This is a genomic window from Streptomyces sp. NPDC043908, from assembly GCF_056435525.1.
In genome coordinates, this window is the sequence record NZ_JBWKEI010000004.1 from 53,347 (window position 1) to 68,993 (window position 15,647).

Sequence of the window (15,647 nt, forward strand, 5' to 3'; positions counted from 1 at the left end):
GAAACACACCCTCCGTGCGGGCTCAGTGCGCGTCGGCGATGTGCTGGGTGCCGATCCGCTTGCGGAAGACCCAGTACGTCCAGCTCTGGTAGAGCAGCACCACCGGGGTGGCGATGCCCGCGCACCAGGTCATGATCTTCAGCGTGTACGGACTGGACGAGGCGTTGGAGACCGTGAGGTTCCACTCGTCGTGCAGCGACGACGGCATGACGTTCGGGAAGAGCGTCAGGAAGAGCATCGCCACGGCCGCCGCGATCGTGATGCCGGACAGGGCGAACGACCAGCCCTCGCGGCCCGCCCTGATCGCCGCGATCGCCCCGAGCAGGGCGACGACCGCGATCACCATCGCGACCAGGCTCTTGGCGTCACCGCGCGATGCCTGCGTCCAGACCAGGAAGGCGAGCGCCAGTACGGCGGTGACCAGGCCCAGCTTCAGTGCCAGCGCCCGCGACCGCTCCCGGATCTCTCCGACGGTCTTCAGCGAGGTGAAGACCGAACCGTGGAAGGTGAACAGGAACAGCGTGACCAGACCGCCGAGGATCGAGTACCCGTTGAGCAGGTCCCAGAAGGTGCCCACGTACTCCTTGTGCGCGTCGATCTTCACTCCGCGCACGATGTTGCCGAAGGCCACGCCCCACAGGAACGCCGGGACGAGCGAGGTCCAGAAGATGGCCTCCTCCCAGTTGCGCTGCCACTTCTCCTCGGGCCGCTTCGCCCGGTACTCGAAGCCCACGCCGCGCACGATCAGACAGACCAGGATGATCAGCAGCGGCAGGTAGAAGCCCGAGAAGAGCGTGGCGTACCACTCGGGGAAGGCCGCGAAGGTCGCGCCGCCGGCGGTGAGCAGCCATACCTCGTTGCCATCCCAGACCGGTCCGATCGTGTTGATCAGGACCCGCTTCTCGGCGCGGTCACGGGCGAGCAGCTTGGTGAGGACGCCGACTCCGAAGTCGAAGCCCTCCAGGAAGAAGTAGCCGGTCCACAGGACGGCGATGAGTACGAACCAGACGTCGTGGAGTTCCATGCCTCTGTCTCCTCAGCCTCAGTACGAGAAGGCCATCGGCCGGTCGGGGTCGCGGTCGTCCCCGCCGATCCTGGTGGGCGGGTTGAGGTCGGACTCGGTGAGCTCGGGCGGTCCGGCCTTGACGTACTTCACGAGCAGCCGCACCTCGATCACCGCGAGCACGGCGTAGAGCAGCGTGAAGACGATCATCGAGGTGAGGACCTCGCCCTGGGAGACACCGGGGGACACCGCGTCCCTGGTGCGCAGTACGCCGTAGACGACCCAGGGCTGGCGGCCCATCTCGGTGAAGATCCAGCCCCAGGAGTTGGCGATCAGCGGGAAGCCGAGGGTCCAGATGGCGATGAGCCAGTACCAGCCGGTCAGCCGGGTGCCCAGCGCCTTGTTCCGGAAGAGGACCAGGTGCGGGACCTCGTCGTCACCGGTCCGCAGGCCGGGTGCCAGCAGGAACTTCCTGCGCGTGAGCCAGAGGCCGACGGCGCCGATGGCGAAGGACGCCATCCCGAAGCCGATCATCCAGCGGAAGCCCCAGAAGGTGACCGGGATGTTGGGCCGGTAGTCGCCGGGCCCGTACTTCTGCTGCTCCTGCTTGTTCACGTCGTTGATGCCGGGGACGTACGAGGAGACGTTGTTGTCGGCGAGGAAGGAGAGCACGCCGGGGACCGAGATCTCGACGCTGTTGTGCCCCTTGGCCACGTCTCCGTAGGCGAATATCGAGAAGGGCGCCGACTTCTCGCCGTCCCAGAGCGCCTCGGCCGCGGCCATCTTCATGGGCTGCTGCTTGAACATGACCTTGCCGAGCTGGTCGCCGCTGACGGCCGTGAGCAGTCCGCCCACCACCAGCGTGACCAGGCCGAGCCGCAGCGAGGTGCGCATCACCGGGATGTGCTTCTTGCGGCGGAGGTGGATGGCGGAGACGCCGACCATGAACGCGCCACCGGTGAGGAACGCCGCGGTGAGCGTGTGGAAGACGACGACCAGGGTGGTTTCCTGCGTCAGCACCTGCCAGAAGTCGGTGAGCTCCGCGCGCCCGGTGGCCTTGTTGATCCGGTAGCCGACCGGGTGCTGCATCCAGGAGTTGGCGGCCAGGATGAAGTACGAGGAGAGGATGGTGCCGATCGAGACCATCCAGATGCAGGCGAGGTGGATCCTCTTCGGCAGCTTGTCCCAGCCGAAGATCCACAGCCCGATGAAGGTCGACTCGAAGAAGAAGGCGATGAGCGCCTCGAAGGCGAGGGGCGCACCGAAGATGTCACCCACGAAGCGCGAGTAGTCGGACCAGTTCATGCCGAACTGGAACTCCTGGACGATGCCGGTGACGACGCCCATCGCGATGTTGATCAGGAAGAGCTTGCCCCAGAACTTCGCCGCCCTGAGGTACTTCTCGTTCTCGGTCCGCACCCACGCGGTCTGCAGCCCCGCAGTGAGCGCGGCGAGCGAGATCGTGAGCGGGACGAAGAGGAAGTGGTAGACGGTGGTGATGCCGAACTGCCATCGCGCCAGTGTTTCCGGCGCCAGAGCCAGATTCACAACGTCATCTCCTTACATCGCCGTGATCACAGCGGCGCTTTGCCCCTCTGATCCCACCGATTACGGGACGAAGCGGGACGCGCTTGTGAACGCGTTCACATTCACAAGCATTATGTCGCACATGCTTCCGAGATCTTCAATCGGGGGTACTCCTGTGCGGGCGAGGAGCGCGGCGACGCCTGATGAGACGCCTCTTCCCGGCGACTTCAACATCTTGTTGAATCTCAGCCCATGCGGATACGGATCTCATGGCCCGGCGGGCAGCTCACCGCCACCCCCACGAGCGCGGCGCTCGCGGGGGCACTCCCGATCGTCTCCACCGCCCGCACCTGGGGCGAGGAGGTCTACTTCGAGACCCCGCTCTCCCCCGCGCTGGAGGCCGGCGCGCGCGAGGTCGTCGAGCCGGGCACGGTCGCGTTCTGGACCGAGGGCGGCGCACTGGCGCTGCCGTACGGCCCGACGCCGGTCTCGCGCGGTGACGAATGCCGTCTGGCGAGCGCGTGCAACATCGTCGGCCGGCTCGACGGGGATCCCCGGCTGCTCGCGACGGTCCGCACCGGCGACCGCATCCGGGTGGACCACCTCCAGGACCCGGCACGGGACCCGGCCCAGGCCCCGGAGGCCACCCGGACCGGATCCGCGGCGGGCAACTCTCCCGGCGCCGTGGCCGGGCCCGCGGAGCAGTCCTAGTACGCCTTGCGGAAGCCCTCGGCGACCTTCAGGAAGAGGTCGTTGGCCTCGGTCTCACCGATCGTGACCCGCACGCCCTCGCCCGCGAACGGCCGGACCACCACGCCCGCCGCCTCACAGGCCTGCGCGAACTCCACCGTCCGCTCGCCGAGGCGCAGCCAGACGAAGTTCGCCTGCGTCTCGGGCACGGTCCAGCCCTGGCCGACCAGGCCCTCGTACACCCGGGCGCGCTCACCGACCAGCGAGCCCACCCGGCCGAGCAGCTCGTCCTCGGCGCGCAGTGAGGCGACCGCCGCGTCCTGGGCGAGCTGGCTGACGCCGAAGGGGACGGCCGTCTTGCGCAGCGCCGCGGCCACCGGCTCATGGGCGACGGCGAAGCCGATCCGCAGTCCGGCGAGCCCGTACGCCTTGGAGAAGGTGCGCAGCACCGCCACGTTCGGCCGGTCGCGGTAGATCTCCAGCCCGTCCGGCACCTCGACGTCGCGGACGAACTCCTTGTACGCCTCGTCCAGGACCACCAGCACATCGGAGGGCACCCGGTCGAGGAATCGTTCCAGCTCCGCACGGCGGACCGCGGTGCCGGTCGGGTTGTTCGGGTTGCAGACGAAGATCAGCCGGGTCCGGTCGGTGACCGCCTCGGCCATGGCGTCCAGGTCGTGGACATCAGCGGAGGTCAGCGGCACCTGGACGGACGTGGCACCACTGATCTGGGTGATGATCGGGTACGCCTCGAAGGAGCGCCAGGCGTAGATGACCTCGTCACCGGGGCCGGAGGTGGCCTGGAGCAGCTGCTGGGCGACCCCGACCGAGCCGGTGCCGGTGGCGAGGTGGGTGAGCGGCACGCCGAAGCGGTCGGCCAGCTCGTTCATCAGACCGGTGCACGCCATGTCGGGGTAGCGGTTGAAGCTCCCGGCGGCGGCGACGGCGCTCTCCATCACACCCGGCAGCGGCGGGTACGGGTTCTCGTTGGAGGACAGCTTGTACGCGACCGGACCGCCGGCGGCCGCGGGCCTGCCCGGCTTGTAGGTGGGGATGCCGTCCAGCTCGGCGCGCAGCTTGGGGCTCGTCTCGCTCACCGCAGGTCCTCCTCGACCAGTCCGTCCGTACGAATACTGCTCACCCTATGAGGATTCGGCGCCCCTGCGAAGAGCCGTGGGCATCCTCCCGCTGCCGGCGGGCGCGTCCGCCGGGCCCGGGGAAACGTGAGCACGTGGGAGGGGGAGCGCTCCCTGGCGGAGCCGTGCGCCGGTGGCTCGCGCCGTGGCGCGCATCCCTCGTGCAGGTGAGTTGAGACCTCTTCGAAACATCGGGCATTCGCCAGCCGCCCACCGGTCGACAACCGCCACCAGAACGCCACCACCTCCAACTTCCATGCAAACCAAGGCCATTAGCCGCTAATGATCATGCAGAAACGTGCCTGTCAACGCGTGCATATGCACCCGGGCCAACTGTCTCCCCTCGCCCTACTATCGGCTCGCCATGACAGCAGCAGGGAAGCACCAGGTGAGCCGGTCGACCGGTCGCCGGCTGGGGCGGGCGGGCATTCGGGACGTGGCCGCCGCCGCCGGTGTCTCCATCACGACCGTCTCCGACGCGCTCAACGGCAAGGGCCGGCTCCCCGACGCCACCCGCCGCCACGTCCGCGAGGTCGCAGACCGGCTGGGCTACCGCCCATCCGCAGCGGCCCGCACGCTCCGTACCGGAAAGTCGGGCCTCATCGGCCTGACCGTGACGACGTACGGGGATGAACCTTTCACCTTCACCGAGTTCGCCTACTTCGCCGAGATGGCGAGGGCAGCGACATCCGCCGCACTCGCGCGCGGGTACGCCCTCGTCATCCTGCCCGCCACCTCACGCCGCAGCCCCGCGGACGTCTGGTCGAACGTCGCTCTCGACGGCACCGTCGTGATCGACCCCTCCGACCAGGACCCCGTGGTCACCGAACTGGTCCGCCAGGGCCTTCCGGTGGTCTCCGACGGCCGTCCGGCGGGTTCGCTGCCGGTGACCGCCTGGGTCGACAACGACCACGAGGCCGCCGTCCTCGAACTGCTCGACCATCTCGCCGACGCCGGCGCCCGCCGGATCGGCCTCCTCACCGGCACCACCACCGACACCTATACCCGGCTCTCCACCGAGGCGTATCTGCGCTGGTGCGAGCGGGTCGGGCAGGACCCCGTCTACGAGTCCTACCCCGCCCACGATCCCTGCGCGGGCGCCGTCGCGGCCGACCGGCTGCTCGCCCGCCCGGACCGGCCCGACGCCGTGTACGGACTGTTCGACCCCAACGGCACCGATCTGCTGGCGGCCGCCCGCAGATACGGACTGCGGGTGCCCGAGGACCTGCTGCTCGTCTGCTGCAGCGAGTCCACCGTGTACGCGACCACCGAACCGCCCATCACCACCCTCTCGCTCAAGCCGCGGCGCATCGGCACGGCCGTGGTCCAACTGCTCATCGACGCCATCGAAGGCATTGACCACGGTCACCCGATCGAGCAGGTGATACCGACCGAACTCATCGTCCGTACGTCGTCGCAGCGCCGGTCGCCCCGGACGACGGTCAGTCCCCCGCGCTCCCCCGTCGCGGAACCCCGCAGGGGACTCAACCAGGACCCCAACGTGCCCGACAGGAGCCCCGACAGTGATGCGGACAAGGACTAGACCAACACATTGGGGACATAACCACCGGTGAACCAGTGCCGCGCCGGGATTCACCACCCCTGGTGCGTCACACAGCACGAGCCGCATTCCTATGATGGGCGCACGACACCACGGATCCCCGCCCGACCAGGGGGGTCCCACGGTGTACGGCGGCGCGACGGTGGTGGAGGGGTCGATGACTCAGGGGGCCGGTCAGGGACCCGAGCGGACGGAGACGTTGCGTGACTTCCGGGTGCCTCCGTACGCGCAGGCTCCCGCGCAGTCCGCGCCGGTCCCCCCGCCGCCCCCACCCGTGGAGCTGCCTCCACCACCGCACCCTCCGGTGCCCGTGAACCCGGCGGAGACGTACCCCGCGGAGATCCACCCGGGGAACGCCTTTCCGGACGACGAGCCGCCCGAGGGCTACACCCCGACGGCACGCGACCTCCCGGTGATCAACCGGGGGGACACCGTGCAGGTCCGGGTGGAGAGCGACCCCGCTCCGGCGCCCCGGCCGGACGGCCTCGGCCCGCTCTTCGTCGTGGGCGACGTCCACGGCTACCTCGACGAACTCCTGGCCGCCCTGCGCGAACAGGGGCTGATCGACGTCGACGGCAACTGGGCCGCCGGCAACGCCCGCCTCTGGTTCCTCGGCGACTTCACCGACCGCGGTCCCGACGGCATCGGCGTCATCGACCTGGTGATGCGGCTGTCCGCCGAGGCCGCGGCCGCCGGCGGCTACTGCAAGGCCCTCATGGGCAACCACGAGCTGCTGCTCATCGGTGCCAAGCGCTTCGGCGACACCCCGGTCAACTCCGGGGCGGGCACCGCCACCTTCCAGGCCGCCTGGCTGCTCAACGGCGGCCAGAAGGCCGACATGGACCGCCTCCAGGACGTCCACCTGCAGTGGATGTCCCGCCTCGACGCGATCGAGGAGGAGGACGGGCATCTGCTGATGCACTCCGACACCACCGCGTATCTGGACTACGGCGACTCCATCGAAGCCGTGAACGACACCGTGCACGCGCTGCTCACCCGCAACGACGCCGACGAGTGCTGGGACCTGTTCCGCAAGTTCACCAAGCGCTTCGCCTTCCGGGACGAGGACGGCCCGCAGGCCGCACGCGAGCTGCTCTCGGCGTACGGCGGACAGCGGGTGGTCCACGGACACAGCCCGATCCCCTACCTCCTGGGCGAAGTGGGCACAGAGGACGGCGAGGAAGACTCCCGTCCGGTCGTGGAAGGTCCGCATGTGTACGCCGACGGTCTCGCCATCGCGATGGACGGCGGGGTGACCATGGCCGGAAAACTGCTGGTCGTGCGGTTGCCTCTGCATGACTGACGTCGGAATCGGGAAAACACCGGCTCGTGCGGTCGCGAGGTGATTTCGGAAACACCCTGTCACCCCGTGCCGTAACCGCTCTACCATCGGCTTATCCGTAGCAGGCTCTCCTCCGTTTCCGCCCGATTGCCCGTTCATCAGGCGGGCTTTCCGGCCCTACGGAGCATCGGGGGATGCACATGAACAGCGCTCCGCACCTGCTGACCGAGGACCGCCCGGAGTTCGAGCGGATCCTCGACGACGCACTGCGCGCCGCGCCCGACCGGCCTGAGCTGGCCGGCGTGGGAGTACGGCTCAACACCGAGCAGTTGCGCACCATGGTGCTCAACGCCGGTGCTCTCGTCTCGGCTGCCGCGGCGGCCGAGTACGACCACTACGTCAGGGCGCGGGAGGAGCTGCGCGCGCCCTCCACCCCGGCGCTCACCTCGGAACGCGGCTCGGTGATGACGCCTCCGGTGGTCGACAGCCCGGATTCCACCTCGGGGGCGGGCGTCGGCGCGGTCGTCGCGGTGCTGGCACCGGTCCTCGCCGGGACCGCCGCAGCGATCTTCCTGCTGGTGGGCTACATCCTCAAGATGCTCGACCCGCAGCCCGCGTTCGCCGACACTTTACTGACCGCTGGATGGTTCTTCGGCGCCCTCACCGCGGCCGCGATACTGGCCGCCGCGGTCAGCCTCCTGACCACCGCGATCCGCAACGGCGCCACCCAGGTCATCGCCGAGCCCGAGGAGGGCGAGGTGGGCGACGAGAGAGCCCAGGAGGTGTCCCGGGCCCGCGAGGCATGGCGGCACGCCCTGGTGGAGCGGGGCATCTACCCGTTCCTGCGGGAGGCCCTGGCCGACCCCGGCGCGGGGCCGGGTGCGTCGACGCGCCGCACCACGGGCCGGATACCCACACTCGGCTACGGGCGGCCCGACTTCGACAGCCCGGGCGACCCGTCCACGGGAACCCGGCCCAGTTTCACCAGCCCGGACTTCACCAGTCCCGACTTCGGGGGCCCCGAACACCAGCCGGAGTAGGCGGCTTCGCGAGGCGGTGTTTCACGTGAAACCAACGGGACTTCGGCGCCCCGTTCGTTTCACGTGAAACCACGGCCACGGGCGACTCCCGGGTCACGCGGAAGGGTGTGGCCGCACGACAGCGCCCACGCACCCATGGTCACGTGAAACACCGCTCCCGGACGGGTCCGTGTTTCACGTGAAACGTCGGCGTGGGGTACGTCAGTCAGCGATCGGCAGATACACGCGGTTGCCCGCCGCCGCGAACTCCGCGGACTTCTCCGCCATTCCGGCCTCGATGTCCCCCGCCGCCAGATCGCCGCCGTGCTCGCGCCGGATGTCCTGCGAGATCTTCATCGAGCAGAACTTCGGCCCGCACATCGAGCAGAAGTGCGCGGTCTTCGCCGGCTCGGCGGGCAGCGTCTCGTCGTGGAACTCCCGCGCCGTGTCCGGGTCGAGGGCCAGGTTGAACTGGTCCTCCCAGCGGAACTCGAAGCGGGCGTCGGAGAGCGCGTCGTCCCAGTCCTGTGCGCCCGGGTGCCCCTTGGCGAGGTCGGCCGCGTGTGCCGCGATCTTGTAGGTGATGACGCCCGTCTTCACGTCGTCGCGGTTGGGCAGGCCCAGGTGCTCCTTGGGCGTGACGTAGCAGAGCATCGCGGTGCCCCACCAGGCGATCATCGCGGCGCCGATGCCCGAGGTGATGTGGTCGTACGCGGGGGCGACATCCGTGGTCAGCGGACCCAGCGTGTAGAACGGCGCCTCTTCGCAGATCTCCTGCTGGAGGTCGATGTTCTCCTTGATCTTGTGCATCGGGACGTGGCCCGGGCCCTCGATCATCGTCTGGACGTTGTGGCGCTTGGCGATCGTGTTGAGCTCACCGAGGGTGCGCAGCTCGGCGAACTGCGCCTCGTCGTTGGCGTCCGCGATGGAGCCCGGACGCAGGCCGTCGCCCAGGGAGTACGTGACGTCGTACGCCGCGAGGATCTCGCAGAGCTCCTCGAAGTTCTCGTACAGGAACGACTCCTTGTGGTGCGCCAGGCACCACGCCGCCATGATCGAGCCGCCGCGCGAGACGATGCCGGTCTTGCGGCGGGCGGTGAGGGGGACGTACCGCAGGAGCACACCGGCGTGGACCGTCATGTAGTCGACGCCCTGCTCGGCCTGCTCGATGACCGTGTCCTTGTAGATCTCCCAGGTCAGCTCCTCGGCGCGGCCGTCGACCTTCTCCAGCGCCTGATAGAGCGGCACCGTGCCGATGGGGACGGGGGAGTTGCGCAGCACCCACTCACGGGTGGTGTGGATGTTGCGGCCGGTGGAGAGGTCCATGACGGTGTCGGCGCCCCAGCGGGTGGCCCACGTCATCTTGTCCACCTCCTCCTCGATGGAGGAGGTCACGGCGGAGTTGCCGATGTTGGCGTTGACCTTCACCAGGAACCGCTTGCCGATGATCATCGGCTCGATCTCGGGGTGGTTGACGTTGGCGGGGAGCACCGCCCGCCCGGCCGCGATCTCCTCGCGGACGACCTCGGGGGAGACGTTCTCGCGGATCGCGACGTACTCCATCTCCGGGGTGATCTCGCCCCGGCGGGCGTAGGCGAGCTGGGTGACGGCCTGGCCGCCGCGGCCTCGGCGCGGCTGGCGCGGGCGGCCGGGGAACACCGCGTCGAGGTTCTTCAGGCCGCCGCGCGGGGAGGTGTGCTTGAGGCCGTCGTCCTCGGGGCGGACGGGCCGGCCCGCGTACTCCTCGGTGTCGCCGCGCGCGATGATCCAGTTCTCGCGGAGCGGGGCGAGGCCGCGGCGGACGTCCGTCTCGATGTTCGGGTCGGTGTACGGCCCGGACGTGTCGTACAGCGTGACGTCCTTGCCGTTGGTGAGGTGCACCTGGCGCACCGGCACGCGGAGGTCGGGGCGCGAGCCCTCGACGTACCCCTTGTGCCAGCCGATGGACTTCCCGGCCTCGTTCTGGTTCGAGGCAGGCGTGCGTGCGTCCTGAATGGTCATGAGACCTACTCCCTACGCCGGCATTACCCGGTAACAGGTTCGGCGGTCGGCGCAGCCGCTTCCGTACGGTTCGTACGGCTTTCAGCGCCCTCTCAGCCCGGTGCTCCGAGCTCCCGCGTGTGCAAAGGTGCCACCACGCTAGCGTCATCCCCAGCGCGCTGAACAGAGGGGCCCCGCCGTTGTTGCGATGATCGGGCGGTGACGTCAGCAGAGCAGCACCCCGAAGGCTCCCACGGACACCCGCCCGCTCAGGGCCATGGGCACACGCACAGCCACGGTCCCGCGACGCCCGTCTCCCAGCATCTGCGCAAGGTGATCGCCGCCGTGCTGATCCCGTTCTCGATCGCGGTGCTCGTGGGCCTGGCGGTGCTGTGGCCCGGTGGTACCCCCGCCCATCAGCGCACCGGGGTCGGCTTCGACCGCCAGACACAACAGGCCAAGGTCGTCGCCCTCCAGAAGGTCGACTGCCGGTCGGTCAACGCGGGTCAGGCCCCGCCGCCCGGCGACGCCTCGCCTTCCGGTGGCCGGCAGGCCCGCCAGGGCCAGTGCGCCAAGGCGACCATCGAGGTCACCAGCGGCAAGGAGAAGGGCCGTACCTTCACCGAGGTCGTGCAGCCGGACGCCCCGCGCCAACTCCACAAGGGACAGGGCGTGATCGTCGCGTACGCCCCCGACGCGCCGCACGACCTCCAGTACTCGGTGACCGATGTGAACCGGCGGTTCCCGATGGCTCTGCTGGCGGGCATCTTCGCGCTCGTCGTGGTGGCCGTCGGCCGGCTGCGCGGGGTGATGGCGCTCGTCGCCCTGATCGTCTCGTTCGCCGTGCTGACGCTGTTCATCCTCCCGGCGATCCTCCAGGGCTCCAATCCGCTGCTGGTCGCGGTGGTCGGGTCGAGCGCGATCATGCTGATCGCGCTGTACATGTGCCACGGCCTCTCGGCGCGCACCTCGGTCGCCGTGCTCGGCACGCTGGTCTCGCTCGTCCTGATCGGGCTGCTGGGGTCGCTCTTCATCGGCTGGGCCTCGCTGACGGGCAACACCGACGACAACACCGGCCTGATCCACGGGCTCTATCCGGACATCGACATGTCGGGTCTGCTGCTGGCCGGCGTGATCATCGGCTCGCTCGGGGTGCTCGACGATGTGACGGTCACCCAGACGTCGGCGGTGTGGGAGCTGCACGAGGCCAACCCGGGCATGGGCCCGCGCGGCCTGTACCGGGCCGCCATCCGGATCGGCCGCGACCACATCGCGTCGGTGGTCAACACCCTGGTCCTGGCGTACGCGGGTGCGGCGCTGCCGTTGCTGCTGCTGTTCTCGATCGCGCAGAGCAGCGTGGGGACGGTGGCCAACAGCGAACTGGTGGCCGAGGAGATCGTCCGGACGCTGGTGGGCTCGATCGGTCTGGTGGCCTCGGTTCCGGTGACGACCGCCCTCGCGGCGCTGGTGGTCTCCGCCGACCGCCCGGCCGCGGCGACCCGGGGGGCGGGGCGGGGCGGCCGGGGCCGACGACGCAAGAAGTAGGCCCCGGCGCCAAGTGCGCCCGGCTCAGCCCGCGTTCTGCTCCTCGGCCAGGATCCGTCCCAGCGCCTCGTCCAGATGCCCGTCGAAGTCACCGAGTGCGCGCTCCTGTCCGAGCGGGACGAGCTTGTCGGTGCGGTCGAGGAAGGCCACCAGCGGACCGGCCCCGGCCCGGAAGCTCGCCCGTTCGCCGCCCACCTGGAGGCGGATGTGGACATCGCGGAGCTCCTCGGCCCTCGCGGGCGCGATGTGCACATCGCCGTCGCCGGTGGGGCTGTTGATGCCGTCCAGCAGGAGTTCCCGCCCGAACGTCCACGTCACGGGTTCGTCGCCGGGGAGGTGGAAGGTCATACGGACCGCGTACGGATCGTCGGCGCGGTAGGTGAGTTCCACCGGGATCCTGAAGGAGAGCTCCTCGGAGACGAGGAAGCTCATCATGACCTCTGCCAGGACCTCACGCATCGTCTACCCCGCTGTAGCTGAAATGGCCAGTAATGACCATCCTGGCCCTCGTGACGCCATCGTGCTGGAACCACTACGAGATCACAAGGAGTGAGTTTTCAGATACTGATAGAGAACGCGAGGGAACTGAGCAGGCGACCCACTTCGCCGCGGAGCTGCTCGATGGCCGGAATGAGTCGTTCTTGCTGGTGAAGCGGTAGGGAGATGGCCATCGTGGCGGCTCCGGACCCCGCCGTGATGGGAATCGCGGCACAGACTGTGCCGAGGGCATACTCCTGTCTTTCGACCACCGGTTGCATACGCTCCGTAGCCGCGAGGCGGTCCAGCAGGGCGCGTCGGTCCCGTACGGAGTAGGGCGTGATCGAGCGGACGGGGTGTCGGTCCAGGTGGTCCTCGCGGGCCTTCTCGTCCAGCTGGCTGAGCAGGCACTGGCCGATGGCGTGCGCGTGTCCCGTCTCCCGGAAGTCGGCCCACTCCTCCACGGCCGGGACCGACGGCGTGTCGGCCACTCCGGCGATCTCGATCTCCCCCTCGCGGTAGACCGCGAAGTACACCGGGACCCCGATGGCATCCCGCCACTCCGCCAGAGACCGGCTGATCTTGGTGCGACGATTCTGCTGGGCTCCGCCGCTCGCCAGCCGCTCGGCCGCCTCACCGAAGACGAACACACCGTTCTCCCGGCGCAGATAGCCCTCGTGGGTGAGGGTGCGCAGCAGGTGGTAGGCGGTGGGGAGCGGCAGTCCGGCCTCCCGGGCCAACTGTTTGGCAGGAGCGCCGTCCGCATGGGCTCCCACGGCCTCCAGCAGGCGCAACGCCCGCTGGACCGAACCGATCAGGGTAGGGACACCGGCGTTCGCAGCCGTGGCCACAGGTCACCCCCAGGCGTGCTGACGGGCAAGGAGCCCGCCCGAGGCAGCAGAGGTTTTCACCTTAACGGCCGCCTCCGGCGCCATGAGGGGTTTGGCTTCCACGTCCCTCAGCCGGGCTAATCCCTGGGCGTTCTGTACGAGTGCCGTGCCGTCGCGCGACCGCACCCGTACCGCACGCGCGCCGCCTTCTACCAGTCGCCGCGCGAGGACGTGGAGGACATGAACCGCCGTACGACGTAGATGAGACCGCCGACCAGGGCCACGAAGACCAGGACCTTGAAGAGCAGTGTGAACAGGAAACCGACCACGCTGGCGATCAGACCGCCGAACACGACCAGGGCGATGACGGGCACGGCGACCCACTTCACCCACCAGGGCATCCCCGCGAATATCTCCCGTGCCGCCATCGTCCGTACCTCTTCCGTGCTCGTGGATCTCCTGGAGTCTCGGGCCGCTGCCTCCGACACTCTCGATGCTAGGGGCGCGGGGGTGCCGAACGGGGCCGCCGCAGCCCTTGCTCTCCCCTGACCGGACCCCTAGGGAGACCCGGGGTCGGCCCTCAGCTCTCAGGCGGAGAGAACACGACCAGGACCCGCAGGTCCTCGGCGATGTGGTGGAACCGGTGGGCGACTCCGGCCGGCACGTAGACGACGCTGCCCCGCGCCACCTCGGTGGTCTCCAGGCCGACCGTGACGGACGCCCGGCCGCTCACCACGAAGTAGATCTCGTCCTGGGCGTGCGGCTTCTGCGGGTCCTGGTCGCCCGCGTCCAGCGCGTACAGCCCTGCCGACATGTTCCTCTCCCGCAGAAACTGCAGGTACGCGCCGTCGTTGGCGGCGCGCTCCGCCTCGAGTTCGTCAAGCCGGAAATGCTTCATCGCGTCCGCCCCTGCACTGGTACCGATCATGTCTGCCACGATCAGACACATGAAGAATTTCGTAGTCAAGACGCTCGCCAACGCGGCGGCCCTGGCCGTGGCCATCTGGCTACTGCACGACATCACCCTCACCGGGGACAGCACCGGCAAGAAGGCGCTGACGCTGGTCCTGGTCGCCCTGCTCTTCGGCGTGGTGAACTTCGTCGTCAAGCCGGTGGTGAAGCTCCTGTCCCTGCCGCTGTTCATCCTCACGCTCGGCCTGTTCACCCTTGTGGTCAACGCGCTGATGCTGCTGCTCACCTCGTGGCTGGCCGGGAAGCTCGACCTCAGCTTCCACGTCGAGGGCTTCTGGACCGCTCTCCTGGGCGGCCTGATCATCTCGATCGTGTCCTGGGCCCTGCACATCGCCCTGCCGGACGACGAGGACTGAGGGGAACGCGGATGACCTCCGGGGTGAACCCTCCCCAGGCGCCGGGGGACGGCACCAGAGCGGTGCGGGCCGGGCTCCCGGACCCCGTGGCGTACGAACCGTCGCTGCCGGGGCCCGTGTTCGCCGCGCACTTCCACCTGCCGGGCGAGGCCGTGGGCCCCTACACCTACGGCCGCGACACCAATCCGACGTGGACCCATCTGGAGCGCGCCCTCGCGGAGCTGGAGTCCCCCGACGTGCCCGCCGAGGCCATCGTCTTCGCCTCCGGCATGGCCGCGATCTCGGCGGTGCTGCTCTCCCACGCGCGCGTGGGCGACGCCGTGGTCCTGCCGGACGACGGCTACCAGGCGCTGCCCCTGGTGCGCGAGCAGCTCGCGGCGTACGGGGTCGAGGTGCGTGGCGCGCCGACCGCCGGTGACGCCCAGCTCGGTGTCCTGGACGGGGCCGCGCTCCTGTGGATCGAGACGCCTTCCAATCCGGGCCTGGACGTCTGCGACATCCGGCGCCTGGCGCGGGCCGCCCACGACACGGGCGCGCTGGTCGCGGTCGACAACACGCTGGCGACCCCGCTCGGCCAGCGCCCGCTGGAACTCGGCGCGGACTTCGCGGTGGCCAGCGGCACCAAGGGCCTCACCGGCCACGGTGATCTGCTGCTCGGCTATGTGGTCTGCCGGGACCCGGAGCTCGCGGCGCGCGTCCGCAGATGGCGCAAGGTCGTCGGCGCGATCCCCGGCCCGATGGAGGCCTGGCTGGCGCACCGCTCGCTGGCCACGCTCCAGCTGCGCGCGGACCGGCAGTCGGCGAACGCGCTGGCCGTCGCCGAGGCGCTGTCGCGGCGGCCCGAGGTGAGCGGGGTGCGTCACCCCGGGCTGCCCTCCGACCCCGCGCACCGGCAGGCGGCCGCGCAGATGCGCCGCTTCGGCTGTGTCGTCTCCTTCGACCTGCCCGACCGCGCCCACGCGGAGCGGTTCCTGGCGGCGCTGCGGCTGGTGGACGACGCCACGAGCTTCGGCGGGGTGCGCTCCACGGCCGAGCGGCGCGGGCGCTGGGGCGGCGACAAGGTCGCGGAGGGCTTCATCCGCTTCTCGGCCGGGGCCGAGGACACCGCGGACCTCGTGGCGGACGTACGGCGGGCGCTGGACGAGGCCGCCGGAGCATGAGGCGGGCGGTCCGAGCCTCCCCCCTCGTGGTTCGGACCGCCCCCGGTTCCTGGCCAAGAACCGTGTGACCAAGGCTAGTTGACTCTGTGTCAGTGTCCAATCACGGTAG

General features: G+C 69.5%; 14 protein-coding genes and 1 pseudogene. 7 read left to right on the plus strand and 8 right to left on the minus strand.

Going from position 1 to position 15,647, the window contains the following annotated elements; translation table 11 throughout:
* Positions 1-22: 22 nt before the first annotated feature.
* Both cydB and AC069K_RS10860 read right to left on the minus strand, forming a co-directional pair.
* The gene (gene cydB / locus AC069K_RS10855) at positions 23-1,024 is read right to left on the minus strand and encodes a cytochrome d ubiquinol oxidase subunit II (RefSeq protein ID WP_478614548.1); all 1,002 of its coding nucleotides are present in this window, start codon (positions 1,022-1,024) and stop codon (positions 23-25) included.
* Between the two features lie 18 nt (positions 1,025-1,042).
* Positions 1,043-2,551 (minus strand): cytochrome ubiquinol oxidase subunit I, encoded by a 1,509-nt coding sequence (locus tag AC069K_RS10860; protein WP_478614551.1) that lies wholly within the window; start codon positions 2,549-2,551, stop codon positions 1,043-1,045.
* 231 nt (positions 2,552-2,782) lie between these two features.
* On the opposite strand from AC069K_RS10860, the pseudogene AC069K_RS10865 reads away from it, so the two are divergent.
* A pseudogene (locus AC069K_RS10865) lies at positions 2,783-3,130 on the plus strand (cyclophilin-like family protein); the annotation flags it as partial.
* A gap of 107 nt (positions 3,131-3,237) precedes the next feature.
* Here AC069K_RS10865 and hisC read toward each other — a convergent pair.
* Positions 3,238-4,317, minus strand: coding sequence for a histidinol-phosphate transaminase (gene hisC / locus AC069K_RS10870; RefSeq protein ID WP_365102672.1), 1,080 nt, complete (start codon positions 4,315-4,317; stop codon positions 3,238-3,240).
* A gap of 403 nt (positions 4,318-4,720) precedes the next feature.
* Between hisC and AC069K_RS10875 the strand changes: the two genes are divergently transcribed.
* The 3 genes from AC069K_RS10875 (at position 4,721) to AC069K_RS10885 (ending at position 8,239) form a co-directional block, all read left to right on the plus strand.
* On the plus strand, positions 4,721-5,899 hold the full coding sequence (locus tag AC069K_RS10875; protein WP_358831809.1) for a LacI family DNA-binding transcriptional regulator: 1,179 nt from the start codon (positions 4,721-4,723) through the stop codon (positions 5,897-5,899).
* A gap of 160 nt (positions 5,900-6,059) precedes the next feature.
* Positions 6,060-7,220 carry a metallophosphoesterase gene (locus AC069K_RS10880; RefSeq protein WP_478615197.1) on the plus strand — a complete coding sequence of 387 codons (1,161 nt, stop codon included), beginning with the start codon at positions 6,060-6,062 and terminating at the stop codon, positions 7,218-7,220.
* A 173-nt stretch (positions 7,221-7,393) separates the two neighbouring features.
* Positions 7,394-8,239 carry a hypothetical protein gene (locus AC069K_RS10885; RefSeq protein ID WP_365102676.1) on the plus strand — a complete coding sequence of 282 codons (846 nt, stop codon included), beginning with the start codon at positions 7,394-7,396 and terminating at the stop codon, positions 8,237-8,239.
* Positions 8,240-8,440: 201 nt separating this feature from the next.
* Here AC069K_RS10885 and thiC read toward each other — a convergent pair whose 3' ends face one another.
* Positions 8,441-10,219 carry a phosphomethylpyrimidine synthase ThiC gene (thiC, locus tag AC069K_RS10890; RefSeq protein WP_358831806.1) on the minus strand — a complete coding sequence of 593 codons (1,779 nt, stop codon included), beginning with the start codon at positions 10,217-10,219 and terminating at the stop codon, positions 8,441-8,443.
* A 198-nt stretch (positions 10,220-10,417) separates the two neighbouring features.
* Here thiC and AC069K_RS10895 point away from each other — a divergent pair, with 198 nt between their 5' ends.
* Complete coding sequence (locus AC069K_RS10895; protein WP_478614556.1) at positions 10,418-11,743, plus strand: YibE/F family protein; 1,326 nt, start codon at positions 10,418-10,420, stop codon at positions 11,741-11,743.
* 24 nt (positions 11,744-11,767) lie between these two features.
* Here AC069K_RS10895 and AC069K_RS10900 read toward each other — a convergent pair whose 3' ends face one another.
* The 4 genes from AC069K_RS10900 to AC069K_RS10915 all read right to left on the minus strand — a co-directional run bounded on the left by AC069K_RS10900 (position 11,768) and on the right by AC069K_RS10915 (position 13,948).
* Complete coding sequence (locus AC069K_RS10900; RefSeq protein WP_478614559.1) at positions 11,768-12,202, minus strand: SsgA family sporulation/cell division regulator; 435 nt, start codon at positions 12,200-12,202, stop codon at positions 11,768-11,770.
* A 98-nt stretch (positions 12,203-12,300) separates the two neighbouring features.
* On the minus strand, positions 12,301-13,071 hold the full coding sequence (locus AC069K_RS10905) for an IclR family transcriptional regulator (protein ID WP_365102685.1): 771 nt from the start codon (positions 13,069-13,071) through the stop codon (positions 12,301-12,303).
* Between the two features lie 188 nt (positions 13,072-13,259).
* Positions 13,260-13,478, minus strand: a complete 219-nt coding sequence (locus AC069K_RS10910) for a DUF5326 family protein (RefSeq protein ID WP_365102687.1) — start codon at positions 13,476-13,478, stop codon at positions 13,260-13,262.
* Between the two features lie 152 nt (positions 13,479-13,630).
* On the minus strand, positions 13,631-13,948 hold the full coding sequence (locus tag AC069K_RS10915) for a cupin domain-containing protein (protein WP_358831829.1): 318 nt from the start codon (positions 13,946-13,948) through the stop codon (positions 13,631-13,633).
* Positions 13,949-13,997: 49 nt separating this feature from the next.
* Here AC069K_RS10915 and AC069K_RS10920 point away from each other — a divergent pair, with 49 nt between their 5' ends.
* Both AC069K_RS10920 and AC069K_RS10925 read left to right on the plus strand, forming a co-directional pair.
* A complete protein-coding gene (locus AC069K_RS10920; RefSeq protein WP_365102690.1) occupies positions 13,998-14,378 on the plus strand; it encodes a phage holin family protein in 381 nt (126 codons plus the stop codon).
* Positions 14,379-14,389: 11 nt separating this feature from the next.
* Positions 14,390-15,538: a cystathionine gamma-lyase gene (locus tag AC069K_RS10925; RefSeq protein ID WP_478614564.1), complete on the plus strand. Its 1,149-nt coding sequence runs from the start codon at positions 14,390-14,392 to the stop codon at positions 15,536-15,538.
* Positions 15,539-15,647 lie beyond the last annotated feature (109 nt).